Genomic DNA, 25,052 nt, shown 5'->3' with positions numbered 1-25,052 from the left:
CTGCGTGGATGATTGCCTCAGGCCGCGCTGGCCTGCGGCGGCGGCATCAACGTGGCATCCGCTGCATGGCGGAAGCACAGACGGATGGCATCGAGCAGTTCGCTCATGCTGTACGGCTTGGGCAGGAAGTGGATGCCGGCGCGCAGCTGCGGCAGCACGCGGTGCTGGTCCATGCCGGAGGTGACCAGGATCGGCAGCTGCGGCAGGTGCTCGCGCACGCGGTTGGCGGTTTCGATGCCGCTGATGCCGCCCAGGCAGACGTCGGTGAACAGCAGGTCGAACGGTTCACCTGCGTTGAGCAGGCCCAGCGCGGCCTCGGCGCTGCTGACAGCGGTGACCTGGCAGGCCTGGCTTTCCAGGGCGAGGCGACTGAGTTCCTGGGTTTCCTCGGCGTCCTCGATCAGCAGGACGCGTGGTTCCACAAAGCGCTTGGACAGCAACATGACGCGGCAACTCCGGACAACAGGGGGAGCAAAAGGCGCGCAAGTATGCGCAAGCCAGTAGTGAGCCCGGCGTGCACGGCAGGCTAAGTGGGCGTTACAGGCGTGTCTGGCGCCTACGTCGCACGTGCCAGGCCAGTACCGCGACCGCCAGCAGTGCGGTGCCGATGCGCAGGCTGGTGGCCTGCCAACCCAGTGCGACGGCGTCGTCGAGGCTGAACACGTTCCAGGCGAGGTTCATCGAAACATGCAGGACCAGGCCGCACCACAGGGTGTCGCCGTCGAGGTGGTCGAGCCAGGCGAAGATGAAGCCGCCCAGCGCGATCACCGCGCCAATGAACAGTGCGATGCCGCCGCCGTCGAACCCGCCGAAGCCGAGCCAGTGCACCATGCCGAACAGCAGTGCCTGCGGCAGCGCGAGCAGCGGCCACGGACCGCGCACGATCTTCACCAGCAGCACGAAGCCGAGGCCACGGAACAGCACTTCCTCGGCCAGTGGGAACAGCACGGCCAGCATCGTGGCATCCAGCGTGGTCAGCGCCGTGTTCGGGGTACCGAGCAGCGCCAGTCCCAGCCAGCAGGGCAGGCTGGCCAGCAGCACCCACATCGGTCCGGCCCAGCCATTTCCGCGCAGCCCGAGGCTGGCCAGCAGGCCCGTTCCTCGGGGGCGCAGCAGCAGTGCCAGCAGTACGGCGAGCAGCATCGCCAGTGCGTTGTCGAGCAGGCTGCCGCCGTAGGGTATCGGCAGAGCAGGAATCGGCGTTCCTGCGGCTGCGGCGATATCGCGCAGGTTCAGGCCCAGGCCAACGCCCAGCAGGACCAGCAACAGGCGTGCGGCGGCAGGCAGGCGGGACAGCACTGTCATGTACGTACTTCCTGCGGGGTGAGGCCGCAGTGTGCTGCGCAGCATGCAGGCGGGCACGCGCCGGAAGTCCCTGTGCCTTCGGTCATGCGTTGCCGCACAGTCATCACCACGCAGGTACAGTCGAAGCCAGACCGACAGGAGCGACGCCGATGCTGTGCCCCGTGTGCAAGACCCAGACCCTGCAGATGGCCGAACGCCATGGCATCGAGATCGACTATTGCCCGGGTTGCCGGGGCGTGTGGCTGGATCGTGGCGAGCTGGACAAGATCATCGAGCGCGCCGGTGCCGGTGCGGCCGTGCCGCCGCCAGCGCCCGTGCAGGCTCAGCCGGCGTCTGTGCCGCCACCGGTGATGCATCGTGATACCCGCCACCTCGGCCAGCGCTACGAGGACAACCGTGGCCACGGGTACAGGAAAAAGAAGAAGGACAGCTTCCTGTCGGAGCTGTTCGACTTCTAGTCTGTAGCGTCGAGATCACGCCCGGCGCAGGATGAACTCGCGGTCGTGGGTGTCGCCGACGATGAAGTCGTACTCGCCGACCTTGCGGCAGCCATAGCGTGCATAGAAGCGCTGCGCACCGAAGTTCTCTTCCCACACGCCCACCCACAGGGTGCGGCGCTGCGGCTGGTCCAGCCAGGCCATGAACGCGTCCATCAGGCGTGCGCCGTGGCCGCCGTTCTGGTGCGCGGCAAGGATGTAGAACCGCTTCAGTTCGACGTCGCCTTCGCGCGCATCCGCATGCGGCAGGGTATTGGCACCGGCCGCCAGATAGCCGACCACGGTTTCACCATCCATCAGCAGCCAGATGGCACTGCGTGGGTCGGACAGTTCGATCCGCTGCGGTTCGCTGCTGTAGTGCGCCTGCAGGAAATCCTGCAGCTCCTGCGCTGGGTACGAGTCGCCCCAGGTTTCGTTGTAGGTGGCGATGGCGATCGCCGACAGGGCGTCGACATCGGCAAGGGTGGCGCGGCGGATCTGCAACGACATGGCGGGGCCTGCAACGGAGCGTGGCGCAGTGTAGCCGGCCCCGGCGGCAGCCGGGGCTGGCCATTGCTCACAAACCGCTGCTCAGAACCACATGCGCACGCCGGCCACCCAGCGCGTGTCGCGCGCGTGGTCACCGGCGTGGTCGGCGGTGTCGCCAAACGTGCGTTCGTGGCTGATGCCGATGTACGGTGCGAAGCGGCGGCTGAACTCATAGCGCAGGCGCAGACCGGCCTCCACCTTGTTCAGGCCACGGCCGATGCCATATTCCGGTTCATCCTTGGCCGCGACGGTTGCTTCCAGCAGCGGTTGCAGGATCAAACGGTTGGTCAGCAGCACGTCGTACTCGACCTCGGCCTTGGCCAGCACCTGGCCACCGGAGCCCATGTACAGCGTGGCCGAGCTTTCGAACTTGTACGGCGCCAGGCCCTGGATGCCGACGGCTGCCCACGTGCGTGAGTCGGCCGGGCGGAAGTCCTGGCGCACGCCGACCAGCACGTCCCACCACGGCGACACGCTGCGGCCGTACAGCGCTTCCAGTGACGACGATTCGGTGCGGCCACGACTGCGTTCGCCATCGGTACGCAGCCACAGGCGGTTGATGTTGCCGCCGATCCAGCCGGTCGCCTCCCAGGCCTGGCCATTGCTGCTCTTGCCATCCCAGTGTTCGAGGCGGTCGATTAGCAGCAGGCTGTTGATCTCCGGCGCATGCTCCATCGCACCATGGGCGATGGGCGGGAAGGCCGCGGCGCGGTCGGCATCGGTCGGCACCGGGATGGGTTCGCGCGGTTCGGTAGGCGCAGGCGTGCGGTGGCCCATCGCGGCGTGGTCCATCGCCGCCGGCCGCGTCGCGCCATGGTCCATCTTCGAGTGATCCATGGCTGAGTGGTCCATTGCGCCCGAATCCATCTTCGAATGATCCATCTTCGAATGATCGACCGGATCGACGGGTGCCTTCGCGGTCTTTGCCGGCAGATCCATCACGGCCATGTCATGACCTTCGTGCGACTGCGCGAACACCGGCAGCGCGGCGGCCAGGCCCAGCGCCAGCAGGCTGGGGGAAAACAGCGAGCGGCTCATTCTTCGATCCTCACTTCGCGCATCATGCCCGCTTCCATGTGGTACAGCAGATGGCAGTGGTAGGCCCAGCGGCCGAGTGCATCGGCGCGCACGCGGTAGCTGCGGCGTGTGCCCGGGGGCATGTCGATGGTGTGCTTGCGCAGCTGGAACTCGCCCTGCGCGTTTTCCAGATCGCTCCACACGCCGTGCAGGTGGATCGGGTGCTGCATCATGGTGTCGTTGACCAGCACGATGCGCATGCGCTCGCCGTAGTTCAGCCGCAGCGGTTCGGCGCTGGCGAACGGAATGCCATCGAACGACCAGGAGAATTTCTCCATGTGGCCGGTCAGGTGCAGCTCGATCTCGCGGCTCGGCTCGCGGCCATCGGGATCCTCGAACAGGCTGCGCATCGCACCGTAGGTCAACACCTGGCGGCCGTTGTCGCGCAGGCCGATGCCGGGGTCGTCCAGCTTCGGTTCGGTGGCCGAACTCTGCATGTCCACCAGCGGGTTGTTGTGCTCGCTGGCCGGATGCTTCGGTGCCTTGCTGGCGGTATCGCCGCCGGCGCGCGCGCCGTGGCCCATGCTGGCGCCGCAGCCGCCTTCCATGCCCTTCATCGCGGCCATGTCGTGGCCGCCGTGGCCACCACCACCCATGTCATGGCCCGACATGCCATGGCCCATGTCTGCCATGGTCAGCAGCACGCGTGGGTCGCGCTCGGGAATCGGCGCCTGCAGGCCGTGGCGAACCGCCAGCGTGCCGGCGGCGTAGCCGGTGCGGCCCATGTCCTGGCAGAAGATGGTGTAGGCATCCTGGCCGCTCGGTTCGACGATCACATCGTAGGTTTCGGCCGGGGCGATGCGGAATTCATCGATGCTCACCGGGTGGATGTACTGGCCATCGGCGGCGACCACGGTCATCTTCAGACCGGGAATGCGCACGTCGAAGTAAGTCATCGACCCGCCATTGATGAAGCGCAGCAGCACCTTCTCGCCACTGCGGAACAGCCCGGTCCAGTTGCCGGCCGGGGCGGTGCCGTTCATCAGGTACGTATAGGTGTTGGCGTTGACGTCGGACAGGTCGGTCGGCGTCATCCGCATCCGTCCCCACATGCCGCGGTCGGACAGCGCCGCTGACCAGCCGTCGCGCTTCGCGTCGCGCAGGAAGTCCGGCAGCGTGCGCATGTAGTAGTTGTCGTAGGCCGCCAGCTTCTTCATGCGGCGGAACAGCGCGCCCGGGTCCATGTCGGTCCAGTCGGACAGCATGATCACATGCTCGCGGTCGTGGTGGTACGGCGCCGGCTCGGCCGGGTCGATGATCAGCGCGCCGTACAGGCCGGCCTGCTCCTGGAACATGGAGTGGCTGTGGTACCAGTAGGTGCCCGACTGCTTCAGCTCGAAGTGGTAGTGGTAGGTCTCACCGGGGCCGATGCCGTTGAAGCTCAGGCCCGGCACGCCGTCCATGTTGGCCGGTAGCAGGATGCCGTGCCAGTGGATCGACGTCGGGTGGCGTTCCAGCGTATTGCGCACGAACACGTCCACGGTCTGGCCTTCGCGCCAGCGCAGGATCGGGGCCGGCAGCGAGCCGTTGACGGTGATCGCCGGGCGGGTGCGGCCAGTGAAATTGGCCAGCGATTCACCGATGGCCAGTTCGATGTGGGTGTCGCTGAGCACGGCGGGGGCGCCGGCCAGGCGTGGGGCGGCCGTGGCGGTGGCGAGCGCGCGCTGCGGCACACCGACAGCGGCGATGCCGGCAACTACGCCACCGGCGGCCAGGCCCTGTACGAACAGGCGGCGCGACGGCATGGGCACAGCGCCCGGACCGGGGGGAATGCGGGTATTCATGGTGGTGACTCCAGACACGTAAAGACGCCGGCAGGCGGCCGGCTACGGTGCGCAGGGCGCACGGTGCGTGTGGAATCAGCCGATGGGAGGACGCGAGATCGGCGGCAGCGGCGGCGCCGGACGGCCAGTGGCCGGCATCGGCTGCGGTGCCAGCGACAGTGCGGGGCCGGCCATGAACGGCAGCGGCTGCACCACCAGCAGCGGGTGCTGGGCGCAGCTGCGCACGCAGTCCTTGATCTGGCAGTGGGCGTCGTGGGCCGGGGCCTTGGCCTGCGGGGCCGGGTCGGCCTGCATGCCGGCGTGGTGGTGGCAGTCGGCAGTGCCGCCATCAACCGCAGTGGCCACGGCGTGGGCCATCCGGCCCATTTCCTCGTGACCGCTGGCCATGGCCGCGTTCAGCCCGTTGAGCAACAGGCTGAGCATGAGCACGACACGGAGCAGGGTCGAGGCCAGGGACATGGCGCTAATCTAGCTGCAAGTGGGCGCGGATGCACTTCCGGCTGAATGGCCGGTTCAAGGTTGGAGCTACACCAATGTAGAGCCCAGCCCGCCGCTAACCCTCTTCGCGCACGATCTCGACCAGGCGCGGGCCGTAGCGGCTCAGCTTGGTGCCACCGATGCCGCCGACCCGGGCCAGCGCATCCAGGCTGGTCGGGCGCTGCTCGGCGATGTTGCGCAGGGTGCTGTCGTGGAAGATCACGAAGGCCGGTACGTTCTGTTCGCGGGCCAGTTCGGCACGCAGGCCGCGCAGGGCGTTGAACAGTGCCAGGTCCTGCGGCAGCACGGACAGCCCGGTACGCTGCGCACTGCGCTCACGGCCACTGGAGCTGCTGGCGGGATCGCGGCGCATGCTGATCTGGCGACGGCCGGTCAGCACGTCGCGGCTGGCATCGGTCAGGCGCAGGCCGCCGTGGCCCTCGCTGTCCACTTCCAGCAGGCTGGCGGCGACCAGCTGGCGGAACACGCTGCGCCAGGTGCGTGCATCCAGGTCACGGCCGATCGCATAGGTGCTGAGCTTGTCATGGCCCTGCTGCTTCACCTTCTCGTTCTCGCTGCCACGCAGGATGGCGATCAGGTGGCCGACGCCGAAGCGCTGGCCGCTGCGGTAGACACAGCTCAGGGCTTTCTGCGCAGGAATGGTCGCGTCCCAGGAGGCGGGCGGGGTCAGGCAGTTGTCGCAGTTGCCGCAGGGCCGGGGATAGGTCTCACCGAAGCCGGCCAGCAGCACCTGGCGGCGGCACTGCATGGATTCGCAGTAGCCCAGCAGGTGGTCGAGCTTGGCCCGCTCGAGCTGCTTGCGCTCTTCACCGGCCTCGGACTGCTCGATCATCTGCTTGAGCAGCACCACGTCGCCGAGGCCATAGCACAGCCAGGCCTCGGCGGCTTCGCCATCGCGGCCGGCGCGGCCGGTTTCCTGGTAGTAGCCCTCCATCGACTTCGGCAGGTCGGTATGCGCCACGAAGCGCACATCCGGCTTGTCGATGCCCATGCCGAAGGCGATGGTGGCGCACATCACGATGCCGTCCTCGCGCAGGAAGCGGCGCTGGTTGCTGGCGCGCACGTCCGGCGGCAGGCCGGCATGGTAGGGCAGGGCGTTGAAGCCCTGTCCGCAGAGGAATTCGGCTGTCTCCTCGACCTTGCGCCGCGACATGCAGTAGACGATGCCGGCCTCGCCACGGTGGCCGCGCAGGAAATCGGTCAGCTGCTTGCGGGCGTTGTCCTTCTGCACCACGGTGTAGCGGATGTTGGGGCGATCGAAGGAGCTGACGAAGTGGCGCGCTTCCTGCAGGTCGAGGCGCTCGGCGATCTCGCGCTGGGTCGGCGGATCGGCCGTCGCGGTCAGCGCAATGCGCGGGATCTGCGGCCAGCGCTCGTGCAGCACGGTCAGCTGGCGGTACTCGGGGCGGAAGTCATGGCCCCACTGCGACACGCAGTGTGCTTCGTCGATGGCGAACAGGGCGATCTGGCTGCGCGACAGCAGCGACAGGAAACGACCGGTCAGCAGCCGCTCCGGGGCGACATAGAGCATGTCCAGCTCGCCGGCGAGCAGTTCGCGCTCGACGCGGCCGGCAGTGTCGGCATCAAGGGTCGAGTTCAGGTACTCGGCACGCACGCCGAGCTGGCGCAGGGCTTCGACCTGGTCCTGCATCAGCGCGATCAGCGGCGAGATGACGATGCCGCAACCATCACGCAGCAGGGCCGGCACCTGGTAGCACAGCGACTTGCCGCCGCCGGTGGGCATCAGCACCAGGGCATCGTGACCGGCAGCCACATGCTCCACGATGTCCTGCTGGGGACCACGGAAATCGTCGTAACCAAAGACGCGTTGGAGCAGGTCGTGCGCGGGACGGGAAGCCATCCGGCTAGTTTACCCCGGCGGGGGTGTCTCGGCAGGGCTGCGCCCTGCACCTGCTAGAAGCCAGAGCAACGTCAAAGGCAACAGCCGGCTCTGGGGTGTCTGCTGGTTAGGCGGGGCGGTGTGGGCTTGCAGGACACGCCGTAAACCCCCCTCCGGGGTCCGGCCCAGCCGCTGGCGGCTGTGCGTTCGGGCGCTTGCGAAGCAGTGCTTCGCAAGCAAAGCGCCCTCACCCATGGGGGCTCGATGGCGCCATCCATGGCGCCAACGGTCCTGCAAGCCCACACCGCCCCACCCCTGACCGATTCCCGGTGACGGTGGGGCCATCCACGCCATGCGTGGATGAAATCTGTCAGATATCGACAAACAAAATGGGGTCAGGTCCGCTTTCCGCAGGAAAACGGATCTGACCCCAATGGCTTTGCCGGCAGATCGCGGAGACCTGTCGAAGGCGGGGTGGGTCCGGTGGCAGGGGTGTCCGCGGCATGGATGCCGCGGCCAAGCCCCCATGGACGGGTTTACGGCGTCCCCTGCCACCGGACCCACCCCGCCTACCCACAGGAAACCAGCTTTTGACGTTGATGTTGACGTTGATTCGGCGGGTGCAGGGCTGCAAGCCCTGCCGACCCCCTCAATCCTTACTGGAGCAGCGAGCGCAGCATCCAGGCGTACTTCTCGTGCGTCTGCAGACGCTGGGTCATCAGATCCTCGGTCGGGGCGTCGTCCCCCTTGGCCGCCACATCCAGCACTTCACGTGCCGTACGGCAGACCGCTTCGTTGGCGACCACCAACTGGCGTACCATTTCACGCCAGTCCGCACTGTCGGTCAGGCCCGGTTCCTCGGCGATCGAGGTCAACGCAGCGAATTCCCGGTAGGAGCCCGGGGCATTGAAGCCCAGCGCGCGGATGCGCTCGGCCACGTCGTCCAGCGCCGCCCACTGCTCGGTGTACTGCGTCTCGAACATGGTGTGCAGCGAGTTGAACATCGACCCGGTCACGTTCCAGTGGAAGTTGTGCGTCTTCAGGTAGAGCGTGAACGCATCGGCCTGGAAGCGCGACAGACCGTCGGCGATCTTCTTGCGGTCGCCCTGGGTGATCCCGATATCGATGTTCGGCGCCGACGGTGCCGCCGCTGCAAGCTTCTGCTTGCCGGTCTTGGCCTTGGTCGTGCTCTTGGTCTTCGCCATGGGGTTCCTCCTTGTGGAATCGTTGGCCTTCACAATAAACCGGTCGTGATGACCGGTCGCTTTCAAAGTTTTGAACGAACCGATTGATGAACTCTATCGATAAAAATCCATCGCCCCGCCTGCGCCAACAGCGCGCCGCCATCGACGGCGCCATGAGCCGCGACCGGGGCCGTTTGCTGGGGATGCTCTCGCGTTGCCAGGCCAAGCCAAAGGATGCGGCACTGGCCGCCACCTTCGAGCAGGCCTTGCAGGCGTCGGTGCAGCGCCGGATGACACGGGCGCAGCAGCAGCCGTCCATTACTCTGGACCCGCAGCTGCCGATTGCGCGTGAAGCCGACGCCATCATCGGGCTGATCCGCGACCACCAGGTCGTGGTGATCGCCGGTGAAACCGGCTCGGGCAAGACCACCCAGCTGCCGAAACTGTGCCTGGCCGCAGGCCGTGGCCAGGCCGGCATGATCGGCTGCACCCAGCCGCGACGGATTGCCGCACGTGCGGTGGCCAGCCGCGTGGCGCAGGAGCTGCAGAGCGAACTGGGCCAGCTGGTCGGCTACCAGGTGCGCTTCAACGACAAGGTCAGCGAAGACAGCCGCATCAAGTTCATGACCGACGGCATCCTGCTGGCGGAGATCGCCAGCGATCGCTGGTTGTCGAACTACGACACGATCATCGTCGACGAGGCGCACGAACGCAGCCTCAACATCGACTTCCTGCTGGGCTATTTGAAGCAGCTGCTGCGCAAGCGCCCGGACCTGAAGCTGATCGTCACCTCGGCCACCATCGACACCGAACGCTTCGCCCAGCATTTCGACAATGCGCCGGTGATCAGCGTCGAAGGCCGTACCTACCCGGTGGAAGTGCGCTATCGCGCGCTGGAAGGCGAGGGCGAAGACCAGGGCGAACGCACCGTCAACGACGCCATCGTGTCGGCCATCGACGAAATCACCCGCCTGGATGCGCGCGGCGACGTGCTGATCTTCCTGCCGGGTGAACGCGAGATCCGCGATGCGCACCAGTCGCTGGAACGGCGCAAGTACCGTAATACCGAGGTACTGCCGCTGTACGCGCGCCTGTCCAACCAGGACCAGGACCGGGTGTTCAATCCCGGGCCGAACCGGCGCATCGTGCTGGCCACCAACGTGGCGGAAACCTCGCTGACGGTGCCGCGCATCCGTTACGTGGTCGATCCGGGCTTCGCCCGCGTCAAGCGCTACAGTCCGCGCAACAAGCTGGACCGCCTGCACATCGAGCCGATCTCGCAGGCCAGCGCCAACCAGCGCAAGGGCCGCTGCGGACGTATCGCCGAGGGCATCTGCTACCGCCTGTACGCCGAAGCCGATTTCCAGGCGCGACCGGAGTTCACCGATCCGGAAATCCGCCGCTCCAGCCTGGCCGGGGTGATCCTGCGCATGCTGCAGCTGGGGCTGGGCCGCATCGAGGAGTTTCCGTTCCTGGAGGCGCCGGACGAGCGCGCGGTGGCCGATGGCTGGCAGCAACTGACCGAACTGGGCGCGATCGACGCCGAGCGGCGCATGACCACCATCGGCAAGCAGATGGCACGCCTGCCGGTGGACGTGAAGCTGGCGCGCATGCTGGTCGCCGCGCAGGCTGCCGGCTGCCTGCGGCCGATGCTGGTGATCGCCTCGTTCCTGGGCATCCAGGACCCGCGCGAACGCCCGCCCGAAGCCCGCGGTGCAGCCGACAGCGCGCATGCGCAGTTCGCCGATGGTCGTTCCGAGTTCGTCGGCGTGCTGCGCCTGTGGGATGCCTACCGGCAGGCCCATGAAGACCTGACCCAGTCCAAGCTGCGTGACTGGTGCGGCCGTCATTTCCTCGGCTTCCTGCGCATGCGCGAGTGGCGCGAGCTGCACCGCCAGCTGCGCCTGCTGTGCGAGGAACTGGGTTGGAAGGAAGAAGCAAGTGATGCCTCGATGGCCCCGCTGCTGGCCGGCAGCAGTGCACCGGCCCCGGCGCGTGATGATGCCGCCGCAGTGAAAGCCACCCGTGGCCAGCTGCACCGTGCCGCGCGCCTGGCCCGCGAAGGCAAGGCCGAAGCGGCGCCGGCGCCAGTGGCCGTGCGTGCACAGAAGGAACAGGCGCCGGTGGGCGGCGGTTTCAGCGAGCGCGTGCGTGCCGCTGCGTACCAGACCCTGCACCGCGCGCTGGTGGCGGGCCTGCCGACGCAGATCGGCCACCGCACCGAGAAGGGCGATTTCCAGGCGCCGCGCCAGCGTCGCTTCCTGCCGTTCCCGGGTTCGGCGCTGTCCAAGCGGCCGCCGCCGTGGCTGCTGGTGGCCAATCTGCTCGATACGCAGAAGGTGTGGGGCATGACCCTGGCCGCGATCGAGCCGGACTGGGTGATCGCTGAACTGCCGCATCTGCTGCTGCGCAAGCACTTCGACCCGCACTGGTCGCGCGCGCAGGGCCAGGTGCTGGCCTCCGAGCAGATCAGCCTGTTCGGCCTGGTGCTGGCGCCAAAGAAGCCGGTGCACTACGGCCGCATCGCGCCGGGCGAAGCGCATGACATCTTCGTGCGCCAGGCGCTGGTGACCGGCGAGATCAACACCCGCGCCAGTTTCGTGGCCGACAACCAGAAAGTGCTGGAGATCGCCCGCGAGGAAGAAGCGAAGCTGCGCCGCGCCGGCATCGTGGCCGACGAGGACTGGCAGGCGCGCTGGTACCTGGACCGGGTGCCGCCGCAGATCCATTCGGCCGCAGGACTGGATACCTGGTGGAAGGGGCTGGCGCCGGAACAGCGCAAGACCCTGCAGTGGTCACTGGTCGACCTGTTGCCGGGCGAGGGCAGCGAGCAGGAGCGCTACCCGAAGTACCTGGCGTTGGGCCAGGCACGCCTGCCGCTGCATTACCGCTTCGAGCCGGGGGCCGACGATGACGGCGTCACCCTGGACGTGCCGCTGCACCTGCTCAATGCGCTGGACCCGGTGCAGCTGGGCTGGCTGGCGCCGGGCTTCGTCGCCGACAAGGCCTCGGCACTGATCCGCAGCCTGCCCAAGGCGATGCGCCGCAACTACGTGCCGGCGCCGGACTTCGGCCACGCGTTCTACGAGGCGTTCCCGCAGCCCAGGGCCGATGCCATCACCGGCGAACTGGCGCGCTTCCTGTCACGCGCCACCGGCGCCACTGTGACCGCGCTCGATTTCGAACCCGGTTCGATCGAACCGCACCTGCACATGAACCTGCGCCTGCGCGACGAACAGGGCAAGGTGCTGGCGACTTCGCGCGATCTGGACGCACTGCGCGCGAAGTTCGGCGGCCGTGCCGGCGATGCCTTCGCTGCACGTGCCGGCCGCGAGATGGCGGCCGATGGCCTGCGCACCTTCCCGGCCGCGCCGATTCCGCTGCAGGTGCCCGGTGAAGCGGGTGTACCTGCCTATCCGGCGTTGCTGGACGAGGGCGACAGCGTGGCGCTGCGTATCTTCGCCGACCGCCAGCAGGCGCAGGAGGCCCACCCGCTGGGTGTGCGCCGCCTGCTGGAGATCGCGTTGGCCGAGAAGGTGAAGCAGGCACGCAAGCAGTTGCCGGTCGGTGCCAAGACCGGACTGCTGTATGCCGCCATCGAATCGCAGGAGCGCCTGCGCGGTGACCTGGTCGATGCGGCGATGAACGCAGTGCTGGCCGAGGGCCTGGAAGACATCCGCGATGCGGCGGCCTTCGAGCAGCGCCGCGAGCATGCCGCCAAGGCCCTGTTCGGCGAGGCGATGTCGCGACTGAAGCTGGCCGAGAGCATCCTGGCGCTGGTGGCGGAACTGAAGCCGATGCTGGAAGCACCGTTGATGGGCTGGGCGCGCGGCAACCTGGACGATATGGAAGCGCAGCTGGCCGGCCTGATCCACCCCGGGTTCCTGCGTGATACGCCGGCCGATGCGCTGGCGCAGTACCCGCGCTACCTGAAGGCGATGATCCTGCGCACCGAGCGCGCCAAGCGTGATCCGCCGCGCGACCAGGCGCGCATGCTGGAACTGCATCCGTTCCTGGAGGCGCTGGAGACGGGCGAGCAGCAGGGGCTGCGCGAGCGGCCGCAGTGGCAGGCCCTGCGCTGGGACCTGGAAGAGCTGCGGGTATCGCTGTTCGCCCAGGAGCTGGGCGCACGTACCGGCATCTCAGCGAAGAAGCTGGCGCAGCGGGTGGCCGCACTGCGCCAGGCGTAAACGCGTGCAATGGCCGCCCATCGGGCGGCCATTGCCGCCGGGCATGGATCCGGCGCGGCCGGAATGCCCGGGTATTACTTGGTGCGGCGAACCTTCGGCTGCACGTTCACGCCGTCCACCTTCATGTACCACGCCCCCATCACGCCGGGGCGCATGCTGACGCTGGGGGCTTCCTTGCGGCTACCGGAATAGTGCGTGGCATCGATCTGCTCCCACTCCTGGCCGTTCTGCAGCACGTAGCGGCGGCCCTGGCTGAAGCCACGGAATTCGCCCTGCAGGTTGCTTTCGATCGGCTCGCTGCTGCCGAAGTCGAGGAAGCCGCGGTTCTTCTTGATCACTTCCTGGCGGCCTTCTTCGCGCGCTGCGGCGACGGCCTGGGTGGTGGCCGCCTCCACTTTGCCCTGCAGCCAGCGATTGAGCGTGGCCAGTTCGTTGGCACTGAGCTTTTCCAGGCCGGCGGCCTTGAACTCGGCGGGCGACATCTGCTGCTGCAGGTCGCCCTCCACCACGCGCTGGGCCAGCGCTGGCGCGGAAAGGGACAGCAGCACGGCGGCACAGGCCAGCATCCGGGGATGGATGCGCAGGGCAATCGAAGGCATGGCAGGTCTCTCCTGGGTGTGCTGGCGAGTGTAGCGGCATGTCTTCATGCCGGGTGATGGTGGCCGCGGTGATTGTCCCTGAACGGCGCCGGCGCTAGTGTAGAGGCCTCTGTCTTGCCTGCTCGATGCTGTGAACCGCGCTTCCGTCCCTGGCCTGGATGCCTTGTTGAACCGTCCTTCGGCAGCAGTGCTGCCTGCTCCGTTGCGCCAGGCCCTGCGCGAGCATTGGGAAGCGCCGGAGTGCGACCACCAGATGCGCGCTACCTGGTCGGTACTGGGCGATACCCTTGATGCGCTGTCGATGCTCTCGGCCGACGAGGGAGCGGTGGTGGCAGCATTGCTGTTCGACCTGCCGGGCCTGCGCGCCAGCCTGGACCAGCTGCCGCTGGGCAGCCACAAGGCGGCGGTGATCGGCCTGCTCGATGGCCAGGATGCCGCCGATCCGGTGTGGGCGCTGCATGCCGGCCGTGAGGCCGGACGCAACAGTGAAGGCCTGCGCCGGCTGCTGCTGGCCATCATCCGCGACCTGCGCGTGGTGCCGATCCTGCTGGCACGCCAGCTGGCGCGGATGCGTGCGGCCGACAAGCTGGACGAAGAGCAGCGCCGTGCGCTGGCCCAGCTGACCCGCGACATCCACGCGCCCCTGGCCAACCGCCTGGGCATCTGGCAGCTGAAGTGGGAGCTGGAGGACCTGGCGTTCCGCCACCTGGAACCGGAGACCTACCGCCGCATCGCACGGGAGGTGGACGAAACCCGCATCGCCCGCGAGCGTTACGTCGAGAACGTCAAGAAGGTGTTGTCGCGCGAGCTGGTTGCCCAGGGCATCAAGGCCGAAGTCAGCGGCCGCCCGAAGCACATCTACAGCATCTGGCGGAAGATGCAGAAGAAGCGGCTGGCCTTCGACCAGCTGTACGACATCCGTGCGGTGCGGGTGATGGTGGACGACGTCGCCGCCTGCTACGCCGCGCTGGGCGTGGTGCATGCATTGTGGGCGCCGGTGCCGAGCGAATTCGATGATTACATCGCCCGGCCCAAGGCCAACGACTATCGCTCGCTGCACACCGCCGTGGTCGGCCCGGAAGGGCGCACCATCGAAGTGCAGATCCGTACCCACGAGATGCACTCGCAGGCCGAGCTGGGCGTGGCCGCGCACTGGAAATACAAGGAAGGTGGCAAGGGCGCGGAGAAGTCCTTCGACCGCAAGATCACCTGGATGCGCCAGCTGCTGGAACAGGCGCAGGACGGGCAGGGCAATGAACTGGCCGGGGCGCTCGATGCCGAGCTGACCGAGGACCGGGTCTATGCGCTGAGCCCGAAGGACGAGGTGCTGGACCTGCCGCAGGGTGCTACGCCGCTCGATTTCGCCTACCAGGTGCACACCATGGTCGGGCACCGCTGCCGCGGCGCCAAGGTCAACGGCCGTATCGTGCCGCTGACCTATCGGCTGCGCAGCGGCGACCGCGTCGAGATCCTGACCGGCAAGGAGGCCGATCCGCGCCGCGACTGGCTGATGCCGGCCAACGGCTTCCTGGCCAGCAACCGCTCGCGCGAGAAGGTGCGCAGCTGGTTCCACAAGCTCGACCGTGCGCGCAACGTACAGGCCGGTCGCGAGCTGCTCGAGCGCGAACTGAAGCGGCTGGGCCTGCAGCACTCGGACCTGGCGGTAGCGGCGAAGAAGTTCCATGCTGACAGCGTCGATGACCTGTACATCCAGGTGGCGCTGGGCGATACCGGCCCGAACCAGGTCAGCCGTACGCTGCTGGAAGCAGAGCGTGCCGCCAGCCAGCCCGCACCCGCGCCGACCCTGCCGCGGCCGACCGCGCGCCGCGAGAACCTGGGCAAGTCCAAGTTCACCGTGCAGGGCGTGGGCAATCTGCTGGTGCAGCTGGCACGCTGCTGCCAGCCGGTGGCCGGCGAGCCGATTGTCGGCTACCTGACCCGTAGCCGTGGTGTCACCGTGCATCGTGCAGACTGTGCCGCGCTGGCCCGGCTGGCCGCTACCAGCCCGCAGCGCATCCTGCCGGTGGAATGGGGCCAGGCCGGCGGCGGCTACGAAGTGGACGTGGTGGTGACTGCCGTTGACCGCCGGTGGCTGCTGAAGGACATCACCAACCTGATCGCCCAGGAAGACGCCTACGTGCTCGACATCCATAGTGACAACGTGCGCAACAGTGGCCGTGCCCACCTGCGGCTGCGGCTGAAGGTCAGCGACTACGGGCAGTTGTCGACCCTGCTTGGCAAACTGGATGCGCTGCCGGGCGTGAGCGAGGCGCGTCGCCTCGGCTGAGCTTCACGCTGCCCCGGCTACCCTGCACGCATGGAACGCGAGCCCCCGCATCGCCCGCATGGCGCTGAACATCCTGCGCTGGACCGCGTCCGTCGAGAGGGGCGGTGGTGGTGGCTGCAGGCGCGCCATGCGCGCCGGATCTGGCGCTGGGCGCTGCTCGCCGCGCTGGCCGTGTTCGTGCTGCTGGTGCTGCTGCGCAAGCCGCTGGCCGACTGGTTCTGGGATGAGCCGCAGATCGAACAACTGCTGGCCGAGGGGGACCGTGCATTGGCTGCCGGTCGCCTGAGTGATGCCGATGGCAGTGGTGCGCGCGAGCGCTACCAGGCGGTGCTGGCGCTGGATGGTGATCGCCCGCAGGCGCGCCAGGGACTGGCCAATACCGGCGCGGCAGCGCTGCAACAGGCGCGCGATCGCCTGCAGGCCGATGACCTGGATGGCAGCGCGCAGGCGCTGGCACTGGCCCGTGAGCTGCAGGTGCCACAGGGTGAAGCCGATTCGGTCGCCCGCCAGCTGCAGGCGCGACGCAGTGCCGGAGCGGGTATTGGTGCGTTGTTGGCACAGGCGCGCAACGCGTTCGCGGCCGGACGCCTGGATGACGGCGACAGCAGTGCGTTGCCCTTGTTCCAGCGCATCCTCGCCTTGCAGCCGGACAACCTGCCGGCGCTGGAAGGGCGCGAAGATGCGCTGAGCGACCTGCTGCTGCAGGCGCGCACGCTGGCGGGGCGCGGAGAGCTGGCCGAGGCGGCCGCGATCCTGCGCCGTGCCCGCCAGTTCGATGCCGGTCATGCCGATCTGCCGGCCAGCGAGGAAGCCCTGGCGCACGCGGTGGACCAGCGCTTGCGGCAGGCGCAGCGGGCGCTGCAACGGCAGCAGCTGGAAGCCGCGGCCAAGGGCTTCCTGGCAGTGCTGGCGGTGGCTGCCGATGATCCCAACGCCCAGCGGGGGCGTGAGCAGGCGCTGCAGGCGGTGGTGGCGCGCAGCCAGAAATCCGCCGACGACTTCCAGTTCGATGCGGCACAACGCGATTCGGCCATGGCGGCGGAGCTGGGGGCATCGCAGGGCATACGCCAACAACTGGCGCAGCGCCTGCAGCGTGCGCAGCAGGCGCAACAGGCCCTGCAGCAGCCCGCGATCAGTACGGCGCAGCGCGAACGCCAGCTGCGCGACCACCTGCGCAAGATCGAGCGTGCCGAGCGTGCAGGGCAGTGGATCAGCCCACCGGGGCACAGCGCGTTCGACGCACTGCGCGAAGCCCAGTCACTGGCCCCCCGCGACGCGCGGGTGAAGGCCGCCGCAGCACGCCTGCTGCCCGCCAGCCGCCGCTGCTTCGACGACAATCTGCGGCAGAACCGGGTACAGGCGGCAGGCGCCTGCCTGCAGGCCTGGCAGACGCTGTCACCGACCGCAGCGGGCCTGCCCTCGGCGCGGCTGCGGTTGGCCCAGCGCTGGCTGGCGATCGGCAGCGAACGGCTCGGCAATGGCGACCTGGCCTTCGCTGCGCACGCCGCCGAACAGGCGCGGTTGCTGCAACCGGATCTGGCCGAACTGCCGGCGTTCGAAGATCGCCTGCGTCGCGCCGGTGGCGAATCAAGGTCACACTGATGGTGTCGCCATTCGTGCAGGTCGTGCCAGTCGGGTATAGTCCAGCCGCTCCGGCCGCTCTTGTGATCATGTCCAGCGTCGCACCCACCGTCTCTGTTGCCTTGTGTACCTGGCAGGGGGAGCGCTACGTCGCCGCCCAGCTGCGCAGCATCGGTGCGCAGAGCATACTGCCTGCGCAGGTGGTGGTGGCCGATGACGCCTCTACCGATGGCACATGGGCGGTGCTCGGGCATGAGGCCGCCGCCCTGCGTGCGCGGGGCATCGAGGTGGTGCTCTTCCAGCAGCCGCAGAACGTCGGCTACGTCCGCAACTTCGAGAGCGCGTTGTCGCAGTGCCGTGGCGGGATCGTTTTCCTTTGCGATCAGGACGACCTCTGGCGCGGCAACAAGATCGCCACCTTCCTGGATGCCTTTGATGCGCGCCCGGACGTGCAGCTCCTGCACAGCGATGCGCAGCTGGTTGATGGTAATGGTGTGCCTCTGGGCGAGACTTTGTTCCAGGCGTTGGCCATTGATAGCCGTGATATCGAGCGTGAGCATCGCGGCGAAGGCTTTGAGGTGCTCATGGGCCGGAATATCGTTACCGGCGCAGTCACCGCGCTGCGTCGTGATCTGATCGCCGAGGCGCTGCCAGTGGCCGATGGCTGGATCCACGACGAATGGCTGGCGTTGGTCGCTGCCGTCGGCGGTGGACTGGACTGCATCGAAGCCATCACCACCGACTACCGGCAGCACGGTGGCAACCAGGTGGGAGCACATCGGCGGGGCGTGCTCGAGCGCGCGCTGGGCAGTGGAACGGTGCGTCGCAACTACCTCAGGGCGGCACTGCGGCGCCTGCGCTCATTGCAGGCGCGCGCGCAGAGTGGACGCCCACTGTTGGACGCCGCGCAGTCTGCGACGCTTGAGCAACGCCTGCACCACGCGCAGGCACGCGCCGGACTGGCTGCCTCGTTGCCGGTGCGGTTGCTGCAGGTTTTCCGCGAAGCGGCCAGCGGCCGCTACCATCGTTTTTCAAACGGCCTGCGATCTGCAGCCAGTGATCTGATGCCATGAATCCAGTGATCCCGAAGAAGCCCACGCCCGGGACTGCCTTCGATGCCACCCGTGTCTGCGCTGTGATCGTCACCTATGGGCCCGATCCGGCTTTGCTGCGCAGGGTGGTCGACAGCGTACTCCAGCAGGTCGGGCATCTGGTAGTGTTCGACAATGGCAGCAGCAGCGTTGACGTTGCGGCATTGCTGGGAAATCGAGAGGGGGTCAGCATTGTGGTTTCGGTGTGCAATGTCGGGCTGGGTAGCGCTTTGAACCGGGCCTACGAGCGGGCACAGGTGCTGGGTTTCGACTATGTGCTGCTGATGGACCAGGACAGCCTGTTGGCCCCGGGAATGGTCGATCTGCTGGGTACCGCACTGGTCGAACTGTCTAGTGATGAGCGCGTGGCGGCGGTTGGTCCACAATTCCGGGACTCACGCAGTGGCATGCTTGCGCCGTTCGTGCGCTTTGGCTTTCCGTTCAATCACAAGCTGCGTGGTGGGCCTGGTCAACGCATTTTCTGCGATTTCCTCATCACATCCGGCTCGCTGATTCCGATGACCGCACTGCGGGACATCGGCGCAATGGACGAGGCCTTGTTCATCGACAATCTGGATATGGACTGGTGCTTCCGCGCCAAGCGCAGCGGCCATGCGCTGTATGGCATCTGCGATGCGCAGATGACCCATAGCATCGGCGAGGAGCTGCTGCCATCACGCACGAAGTCGGATGGCGTGATTGTCCACAAGCCCTTCCGCCTTTACTTCATCATGCGCAATCGTGTCCTGCTCTATGGACGTGCCTATACCCCACGGGTGTGGATTGCCCAGGATGTGCCGCGTCTGCTGCTGAAGCTGATAGGCAACAGCGTGTTCCTCGCCCCTCGCCGGGTTCGGTTGCGGTTCATGTTGAAAGGGCTGTGGGATGGGATTCGGGGCAAAGCCGGGCCTCTGCCTCCGGTAAGTCACTGAACAGGCGGTTTGGTGAACCTGCCTTGGGGAAATGGGCTGGGGTAGACTCCGCTGACGCCCCTGCCATGTTTCTCCCGTGCCCCGACGCTACGATTCCGACGACATCGACGATTTCGACGACGACGACCAGCAGGACAACGGTCCGCTGTGGCGGCGCCGGCTGATCACCTGGAGCATGGCTGCGGTCGCGTTGGGATTGGGTTTCCTCATTCCCTATACGCTGTACCTGAACCAACAGGTGACCCAGCGTTTCGGTGAACTGCGCTGGCAGATCCCGACGCGCGTGTACGCGCGCCCGCTGGTGCTCACCCCCGGCAAGGCGATGGATGCGTCCACGCTGAAGACCGAGCTGGCCGCCTCTGCCTACCGCGATGACGGGCAGGGCAAGGAGCCGGCCACCTATGCGGTGAACGGCGGGCGCTTTGTCATCTCCAGCCGCGGCTACAACGACGTCGATGGCCGGGTGGCCCCGCGCCGGGTGGAGCTGTCGCTGGCCGATGGCGGCGTGGCCTCGCTGCGCGACGCTGACAACCGCAAGGCGCTGAAGGCCGCGCGGCTGGATCCGGCGCGCATCGCCACCCTGTACGGCCAGAAGCAGGAAGAGCGTCGCCTGATCCGCATGGACGAGGCGCCGGACCTGCTGGTGACCGGCCTGCAGGCAGTGGAAGATAAGGATTTCAACCGCCACCACGGCATCGACCTGTCCGGCATTGCGCGCGCGGTGTGGGTGACGATCCGTTCCGGTGGCCAGAGCCGCCAGGGCGCTTCGACGCTGACCCAGCAGCTGGCGCGCAGCGGCCTGCTCGGCATCGGCAAGGAACAGACGGTCACCCGCAAGTTCAATGAGGTGCTGTACGCGCTGATCATGGAAGCGCGTTACGACAAGCGCACCATCTTCGAGGCCTATCTCAACCAGGTGTACCTGGGCCAGCGCGGCAGCCAGGCGATCCATGGCATGTCCTCCGGCGCCGAGTTCTGGTTCGGGCGTGACCTGCAGTCACTGGAGACCGAGCAGATCGCACTGCTGATCGGCCTGGTCAAGGGTCCGTCCTTCTACGACCCGCGGCGCAACCCGGAGCGCGCGCTGGATCGCCGCAACTTCGTGCTGGGCAAGCTGCACGAGGCCACGCTGATCGACGATGCCGAGTACCAGCGCGCGCTGAAGGCACCGCTGGGCGTGCCCAAGACGCCGGGCCTGGTGGCGGCCAACCGCTTCCCCGCCTACGTTGACCTGGTCCGCCGCCAGCTCGGCCATGACTATCCGGAATCGGCGCTGCAGGGCGCGGGCCTGAGCGTGATGACCGGCATGTCGCCGTCCGCGCAGGCCTATGCCGAAGGCGCGGTGACCCGCACCATCAAGTCGCTGGAAAGCCAGCGTCGTCCTGAACTGCAGGCCGGCATGGTGCTGACCGACGTGCACAACGGTGACGTGCTGGCAGTGATCGGCAGCCGCGAGGTGTCCGAGGTCGGCTTCAACCGCGCGATCGAGGCGCAGCGTCCGGTCGGTTCGCTGCTCAAGCCGTTCGTGTACCTGCTGGCGCTGGCGCAGCCGGACCGCTACTCGCTGGCCAGCTGGGTCGATGATTCGCCGGTCACGGTGCAGCTCGGCCGCGGCCGCAACTGGAATCCAGGCAACGCGGACAACCGCAGCCACGGTACGGTGCGCTTGATCGACGCGCTGGCGCATTCCTACAACCAGGCCACGGTGCGCGTGGGCATGCAGGTTGGCCCCGAGCGCGTGACCCAGCTGATCCACGTACTGGCCGGCATCAAGGCCGAGGCCAACCCTGCGGTGATCCTCGGCTCGACCGACCAGAGTCCGTACGCGATGGCGCAGCTGTACCAGTTCCTCGCGTCCGGCGGAGAGATCCAGCCGCTGCACGCGGTGCGTGGCGTGCTCGATCCGCAGGGCAAGCTGCTCAAGCGCTACGACAAGACCCCGGCACCGGCACAGGAAGGCGATTCGATTGCCGCCAACCTGATCAGTGTCGGCCTGCAGCAGGTGGTTGCCAGCGGCACCGCGCAGCGGCTCAATGCCGATGGCCTCGGCCGCCTGCAGCCCGCGGGCAAGACCGGCACCACCAATGATGGCCGTGACAGCTGGTATGCCGGCTACACCGGTGATCATCTGGCGGTGATCTGGATCGGCAACGATCAGAACGAACAGGCCGGCCTGTATGGCGCCACCGGCGCGATGCGGGTCTGGTCGGGCATCTTCCAGCGCCTGCCGAGCGCGCCGCTGCGGGTCAGCAACAAGGGCCTGGACTGGCAGTCGGTGGCGCCCACCGGGCTCAACAGCACCGATGAAGGCTGCCCCGGCGCGCGTCGTTTCCCGTTCGTGGTGGGCTATGCACCGGCCTATGCGCCGTGCGCACCGGCGGTGTCGCCGGACGGGCAGGGCGAGGCAGAAGGCGAGGGCGGTGGCTGGCGCAGCTGGTTCGGCCTGGACCGCAAGCCGGATGCACCTGCCGAACCTGCCGCCGCTACTCCTCCCCCGAGCCGATGATGCCGATGAACATGCGATCCCTGTTGCAGCCCCTGTTCCTGACCGGCCTCAGCCTGGCCCTTTCTGCCTGCGTGAGCAGCGCACCGCCAGTGGTCAAGCCGGTCGATACCACCACGCCGGCGCAGCGCCTGGCTGCGGTGGATGCAGCAGCAGGCCCGGACGACAAGGAACTGTCGGTGCAGCCGCTGCGTGATTCGCAGGTGGAAGACCTGCGGTTGACCGCACAGGCGCAGCGCCAGGCCAACGATCTGGCCGGTGCCGCCAGCAGCCTGGACCATGCGCTGGAAATCGTCGCCGGCGACCCGGCGGTGCTGCAGGAACGTGCCGAACTGGCGCTGCTGCAGGGCCAGTGGGCACAGGCGGAAACGTTCGCGCGCAAGGCGGTGGATCTGGGCTCGAAGACCGGGCCGCTGTGCCGCCGGCACTGGGCGACGATCGAGCAGTCGCGCCTGGCGCGCGGCGAGAAGGAAAATGCGGTGTCGGCGCATGCGCAGATTGAAGGCTGCACGGTGCCGGGGATCAAGCGGTACTGAGTTTTCAGCCAACGGCGCAGCCCCTCGTGGCTGTGGGTTGGTCGCTGAAGCCAGAAGCAGAAGCCGCGCTTGGCCGGGCGGGGTGGGTTCGCGGGGGACGCCGTGAACCCGTCCCTGGGGGCTTGGCCGCGGCATCCATGCCGCGGACACCCCCGCGAACCCACCCCGCCCGACCTCTGACAGTTTCCGTGTGCTGCCAGCCACGGAAGAGAAAAAGAAAATCAAAAGCGGGTCGCGCGCTGCGCGCACTTGCCATTTTCCTTTTCCTTCCCCGTTCCACCAACCGCTTCTGAAATGGCAGTCGAGCAAGCTCGACGCTACGCCGCGCGTGCATCCGTCACTGGGAAACTGTCGAGGGTGGGGCGGGTGGGGCAGGCAGGACCGTTGGCGCCATGGATGGCGCCATCGAGCCCCCAGGGATGGGTTTACGGCGTGTCCTGCCTGCCCCTCCCGCCCCACCCAGCACGTAGAAACCCAGAGCCGTGAACAACGCCGTTGCCGTTGTTGTTGCTCTGGCTCTGGCTTGAAACGGGTGCCGGGCAGCGCCCGGCCGGGTATCCTTTCCCTCTGATGTCCGACCTTGTCCATGCCAGCCGCGAAGCCCTCAGCGAAGGCGGCGCGCTCGCCTCGCACCTGGATGCCTTTGTCCCGCGTCCGGCACAGCTGCACCTGACCGAGGCCATCGCCGATGCGCTGCAGCAGCGGGACCTGCTGTTGGCTGAGGCCGGTACCGGCACCGGCAAGACCTTCGCCTATCTGGTGCCGGTGCTGCTGTCCGGGCTGCGCACCATCATCTCCACCGGCACCCGCGCGCTGCAGGACCAGCTCTACCACCGCGATCTGCCGCGCGTGCGCCAGGCGCTGGGCGTCGGCCTGCGCAGCGCGCTGCTGAAAGGGCGCGCGAACTACCTGTGCCGCTACCGACTGCAGCAGGCGCGGGGCGAACCGCGTTTTTCCAGCCCGGAGCAGGCTGCGCAGTTCCAACGCATCCTGGCCTGGTCCGGTCGTTCGGAGTTCGGTGACATCGCAGAACTGGAAGGCCTGGCCGATGACTCGCCGCTGCTGCCGATGGTCACCTCCACGGTCGACAACTGCCTGGGCACCGATTGCCCGTTCTGGGACGACTGCTTCGTGGTGCGTGCGCGCCAACGTGCGCAGGCCGCCGACGTGGTGGTGGTCAACCATCACCTGCTGCTGGCTGACCTGGCCCTGAAGCAGGATGGCTTCGGTGAGTTGCTGCCGGGGGCGCAGGCCTTTGTCATCGACGAGGCGCATCAGCTGCCCGAGTTGGCCGCGCAGTTCTTCGGCGAAGGCTTCGGCATGCGCCCGTGGCAGGAACTGGGCCGTGACTGCCTGGCCGAAGCACGCGGCGTGGGCGGTGCGCAGTCGGCCCTGCAGGAGCCGGTCGACCAGTTGCAGCAGGCGTTGCTGGCGTTGCGTTCGGCGATGGAGGGGCTGCCGCCACGTGGTACGCAGTGGCGCGCGCTGGCGATGCCACAGGTGCGCGATGGATTCGATACGGTGATGGCCAGCCTGGTGGCGCTGGAGCAGGCATTGCAGCCGCTGCGCGAAGCGGCGGCGGGTCTTGATGCCTGTCATGCGCGGGCGCGCGAAGCTGTGTCGCGGCTCCAGCGCTGGCTGGGCGATGATGAGCCTGCCCTCGATTTCGATGCCGATCCTGCAGAGGCCCCCCGTGCCGCCGATGTGCTCTGGTACGAGCTCACGCCGCGTGGTTTCCGTTGCCAGCGCACGCCGATGGATGTGTCCGGCCCGCTGCGCGAGCATCGCGAGCGCAGCCGCGCGGCATGGATATTCACCTCGGCCACGCTGACCGTGGGCGGTGGCTTCGACCACATCGCCACGCGCCTGGGCCTGGACGATCCGCACACGCTGGTCCAGCCGAGCCCGTTCAATTGGCCGGAGCAGGCGTTGTGCTACCTGCCCGAAGGGCTGCCCGATCCGGCGGCGCGCGGGTTCGGCACCGCGCTGATCCAGACCCTGCGGCCGGTGTTGCAGGCCTCGCAGGGCAGGGCGTTCCTGTTGTTCGCCTCGCACCGTGCATTGCGTGAGGCCGCCGAGGCACTGCGCGACGGGCCGTGGCCGTTGTTCGTGCAGGGTGAGGCGCCGCGCGCGACGCTGCTGCAGCGCTTCCGCGAATCGGGCAATGGCGTGCTGCTGGGCTCGGCCAGTTTCCGCGAGGGCGTGGACGTGGTCGGCGAAGCGCTGAGCGTGGTGGTGATCGACAAGCTGCCTTTCGCAGCACCGGATGACCCGGTATACGAGGCGCGGCTGGAGGCGATCCGCAGCCAGGGCGGCAATCCTTTCCGCGACGAGCAGCTGCCGCAGGCGGTGATCGCGCTGAAGCAGGGCGTCGGTCGCCTGATCCGCAGCGAAAGCGACCGGGGCGTGCTGGTGCTGTGCGACCCGCGCCTGCTCAACCGCGGCTATGGCCGGGTCTTCCTTGAGTCGCTGCCGCCGTTCCGGCGCACCCGCAGCCTGGCCGATGTGCAGGCCTTCTTTGCGCCACAATGGCTGCCCGTGGCCGATGATGCAGCTGCCCCGGCCGCCGTTGCGGCAGGGCCGGAGCCGGCTCCCGGTGCCACGTTCCCCTTGTTCTGAC

18 protein-coding genes are annotated in these 25,052 nt (G+C 67.7%); 9 read left to right on the top strand and 9 right to left on the bottom strand.

Going from position 1 to position 25,052, the window contains the following annotated elements:
- Positions 1–17 precede the first annotated feature (17 nt).
- Together CCR98_RS16155 and CCR98_RS16150 are read right to left on the bottom strand one after the other, a co-directional pair.
- Positions 18–443, bottom strand: coding sequence for a response regulator (locus CCR98_RS16155; RefSeq protein ID WP_006385818.1), 426 nt, complete (start codon positions 441–443; stop codon positions 18–20).
- Between the two features lie 94 nt (positions 444–537).
- Positions 538–1,305, bottom strand: a complete 768-nt coding sequence (locus CCR98_RS16150; RefSeq protein ID WP_087923401.1) for a CPBP family glutamic-type intramembrane protease — start codon at positions 1,303–1,305, stop codon at positions 538–540.
- 149 nt (positions 1,306–1,454) lie between these two features.
- Between CCR98_RS16150 and CCR98_RS16145 the strand changes: the two genes are divergently transcribed.
- Entirely contained in the window at positions 1,455–1,763 is a 309-nt protein-coding gene (locus tag CCR98_RS16145; RefSeq protein ID WP_087923400.1) for a zf-TFIIB domain-containing protein, read from the top strand.
- Positions 1,764–1,778: 15 nt separating this feature from the next.
- Here the strand turns inward: CCR98_RS16145 and CCR98_RS16140 are convergent, their stop codons facing one another.
- From CCR98_RS16140 to CCR98_RS16115, 6 genes are all read right to left on the bottom strand, one after another.
- Positions 1,779–2,291 (bottom strand): GNAT family N-acetyltransferase, encoded by a 513-nt coding sequence (locus CCR98_RS16140; RefSeq protein WP_087923399.1) that lies wholly within the window; start codon positions 2,289–2,291, stop codon positions 1,779–1,781.
- An 81-nt stretch (positions 2,292–2,372) separates the two neighbouring features.
- On the bottom strand, positions 2,373–3,368 hold the full coding sequence (locus tag CCR98_RS16135; RefSeq protein WP_087923398.1) for a copper resistance protein B: 996 nt from the start codon (positions 3,366–3,368) through the stop codon (positions 2,373–2,375).
- Positions 3,365–5,191 (bottom strand): copper resistance system multicopper oxidase, encoded by a 1,827-nt coding sequence (locus tag CCR98_RS16130; protein ID WP_087923397.1) that lies wholly within the window; start codon positions 5,189–5,191, stop codon positions 3,365–3,367. The genes CCR98_RS16135 and CCR98_RS16130 overlap by 4 nt, the downstream gene beginning before the upstream one ends.
- Positions 5,192–5,266: 75 nt before the next feature.
- Positions 5,267–5,650: a CopL family metal-binding regulatory protein gene (locus CCR98_RS16125; RefSeq protein ID WP_087923396.1), complete on the bottom strand. Its 384-nt coding sequence runs from the start codon at positions 5,648–5,650 to the stop codon at positions 5,267–5,269.
- A gap of 94 nt (positions 5,651–5,744) precedes the next feature.
- Positions 5,745–7,550: a DNA helicase RecQ gene (recQ, locus tag CCR98_RS16120; RefSeq protein WP_087923395.1), complete on the bottom strand. Its 1,806-nt coding sequence runs from the start codon at positions 7,548–7,550 to the stop codon at positions 5,745–5,747.
- 635 nt (positions 7,551–8,185) lie between these two features.
- Complete coding sequence (locus CCR98_RS16115) at positions 8,186–8,734, bottom strand: Dps family protein (protein WP_006439098.1); 549 nt, start codon at positions 8,732–8,734, stop codon at positions 8,186–8,188.
- Between the two features lie 86 nt (positions 8,735–8,820).
- On the opposite strand from CCR98_RS16115, the gene hrpA reads away from it, so the two are divergent.
- On the top strand, positions 8,821–12,903 hold the full coding sequence (gene hrpA / locus CCR98_RS16110) for an ATP-dependent RNA helicase HrpA (protein WP_087923394.1): 4,083 nt from the start codon (positions 8,821–8,823) through the stop codon (positions 12,901–12,903).
- Positions 12,904–12,977: 74 nt separating this feature from the next.
- Here hrpA and CCR98_RS16105 read toward each other — a convergent pair whose 3' ends face one another.
- Positions 12,978–13,502 carry a hypothetical protein gene (locus tag CCR98_RS16105; RefSeq protein WP_087923393.1) on the bottom strand — a complete coding sequence of 175 codons (525 nt, stop codon included), beginning with the start codon at positions 13,500–13,502 and terminating at the stop codon, positions 12,978–12,980.
- Positions 13,503–13,632: 130 nt separating this feature from the next.
- Here CCR98_RS16105 and CCR98_RS16100 point away from each other — a divergent pair, with 130 nt between their 5' ends.
- The 7 genes from CCR98_RS16100 to CCR98_RS16070 all read left to right on the top strand — a co-directional run bounded on the left by CCR98_RS16100 (position 13,633) and on the right by CCR98_RS16070 (position 25,051).
- Positions 13,633–15,789, top strand: a complete 2,157-nt coding sequence (locus CCR98_RS16100) for a bifunctional (p)ppGpp synthetase/guanosine-3',5'-bis(diphosphate) 3'-pyrophosphohydrolase (RefSeq protein ID WP_087923392.1) — start codon at positions 13,633–13,635, stop codon at positions 15,787–15,789.
- Between the two features lie 30 nt (positions 15,790–15,819).
- On the top strand, positions 15,820–17,391 hold the full coding sequence (locus CCR98_RS16095; protein ID WP_087923391.1) for a hypothetical protein: 1,572 nt from the start codon (positions 15,820–15,822) through the stop codon (positions 17,389–17,391).
- 68 nt (positions 17,392–17,459) lie between these two features.
- Entirely contained in the window at positions 17,460–18,443 is a 984-nt protein-coding gene (locus CCR98_RS16090; RefSeq protein ID WP_087923390.1) for a glycosyltransferase family 2 protein, read from the top strand.
- A complete protein-coding gene (locus CCR98_RS16085) occupies positions 18,440–19,393 on the top strand; it encodes a glycosyltransferase family 2 protein (RefSeq protein ID WP_087923389.1) in 954 nt (317 codons plus the stop codon). Before CCR98_RS16090 ends, CCR98_RS16085 begins: the two co-directional genes overlap by 4 nt.
- 76 nt (positions 19,394–19,469) lie before the next feature.
- On the top strand, positions 19,470–21,899 hold the full coding sequence (gene mrcB, locus CCR98_RS16080; RefSeq protein ID WP_087923388.1) for a penicillin-binding protein 1B: 2,430 nt from the start codon (positions 19,470–19,472) through the stop codon (positions 21,897–21,899).
- Positions 21,900–21,910: 11 nt separating this feature from the next.
- Complete coding sequence (locus tag CCR98_RS16075) at positions 21,911–22,432, top strand: hypothetical protein (RefSeq protein WP_232463124.1); 522 nt, start codon at positions 21,911–21,913, stop codon at positions 22,430–22,432.
- Between the two features lie 570 nt (positions 22,433–23,002).
- A complete protein-coding gene (locus CCR98_RS16070; protein ID WP_087923386.1) occupies positions 23,003–25,051 on the top strand; it encodes an ATP-dependent DNA helicase in 2,049 nt (682 codons plus the stop codon).
- The last annotated feature ends 1 nt before the right edge of the window (position 25,052 follow it).

The organism is Stenotrophomonas sp. WZN-1 (assembly GCF_002192255.1).
GTDB lineage: Bacteria > Pseudomonadota > Gammaproteobacteria > Xanthomonadales > Xanthomonadaceae > Stenotrophomonas.
The sequence above is the reverse complement of the archived record's forward strand: the minus strand, read 5'-3'. Positions and strand labels throughout refer to the sequence as shown.

Bases quoted from the DNA above. Each gene is read 5' to 3' on its own strand.
- CCR98_RS16070 (WP_087923386.1), top strand. From the start codon at position 23,003: ATGTCCGACCTTGTCCATGCCAGCCGCGAAGCCCTCAGCGAAGGCGGC.
- CCR98_RS16115 (WP_006439098.1), bottom strand. From the start codon at position 8,734: ATGGCGAAGACCAAGAGCACGACCAAGGCCAAGACCGGCAAGCAGAAG.
- CCR98_RS16130 (WP_087923397.1), bottom strand. From the start codon at position 5,191: ATGAATACCCGCATTCCCCCCGGTCCGGGCGCTGTGCCCATGCCGTCG.
- recQ (WP_087923395.1), bottom strand. From the start codon at position 7,550: ATGGCTTCCCGTCCCGCGCACGACCTGCTCCAACGCGTCTTTGGTTAC.
- CCR98_RS16155 (WP_006385818.1), bottom strand. From the start codon at position 443: ATGTTGCTGTCCAAGCGCTTTGTGGAACCACGCGTCCTGCTGATCGAG.
- CCR98_RS16125 (WP_087923396.1), bottom strand. From the start codon at position 5,650: ATGTCCCTGGCCTCGACCCTGCTCCGTGTCGTGCTCATGCTCAGCCTG.
- CCR98_RS16090 (WP_087923390.1), top strand. From the start codon at position 17,460: ATGTCCAGCGTCGCACCCACCGTCTCTGTTGCCTTGTGTACCTGGCAG.
- hrpA (WP_087923394.1), top strand. From the start codon at position 8,821: ATGAACTCTATCGATAAAAATCCATCGCCCCGCCTGCGCCAACAGCGC.
- CCR98_RS16075 (WP_232463124.1), top strand. From the start codon at position 21,911: ATGCGATCCCTGTTGCAGCCCCTGTTCCTGACCGGCCTCAGCCTGGCC.
- CCR98_RS16135 (WP_087923398.1), bottom strand. From the start codon at position 3,368: ATGAGCCGCTCGCTGTTTTCCCCCAGCCTGCTGGCGCTGGGCCTGGCC.
- CCR98_RS16145 (WP_087923400.1), top strand. From the start codon at position 1,455: ATGCTGTGCCCCGTGTGCAAGACCCAGACCCTGCAGATGGCCGAACGC.
- CCR98_RS16140 (WP_087923399.1), bottom strand. From the start codon at position 2,291: ATGTCGTTGCAGATCCGCCGCGCCACCCTTGCCGATGTCGACGCCCTG.
- CCR98_RS16095 (WP_087923391.1), top strand. From the start codon at position 15,820: ATGGAACGCGAGCCCCCGCATCGCCCGCATGGCGCTGAACATCCTGCG.
- CCR98_RS16105 (WP_087923393.1), bottom strand. From the start codon at position 13,502: ATGCCTTCGATTGCCCTGCGCATCCATCCCCGGATGCTGGCCTGTGCC.
- CCR98_RS16085 (WP_087923389.1), top strand. From the start codon at position 18,440: ATGAATCCAGTGATCCCGAAGAAGCCCACGCCCGGGACTGCCTTCGAT.
- CCR98_RS16150 (WP_087923401.1), bottom strand. From the start codon at position 1,305: ATGACAGTGCTGTCCCGCCTGCCTGCCGCCGCACGCCTGTTGCTGGTC.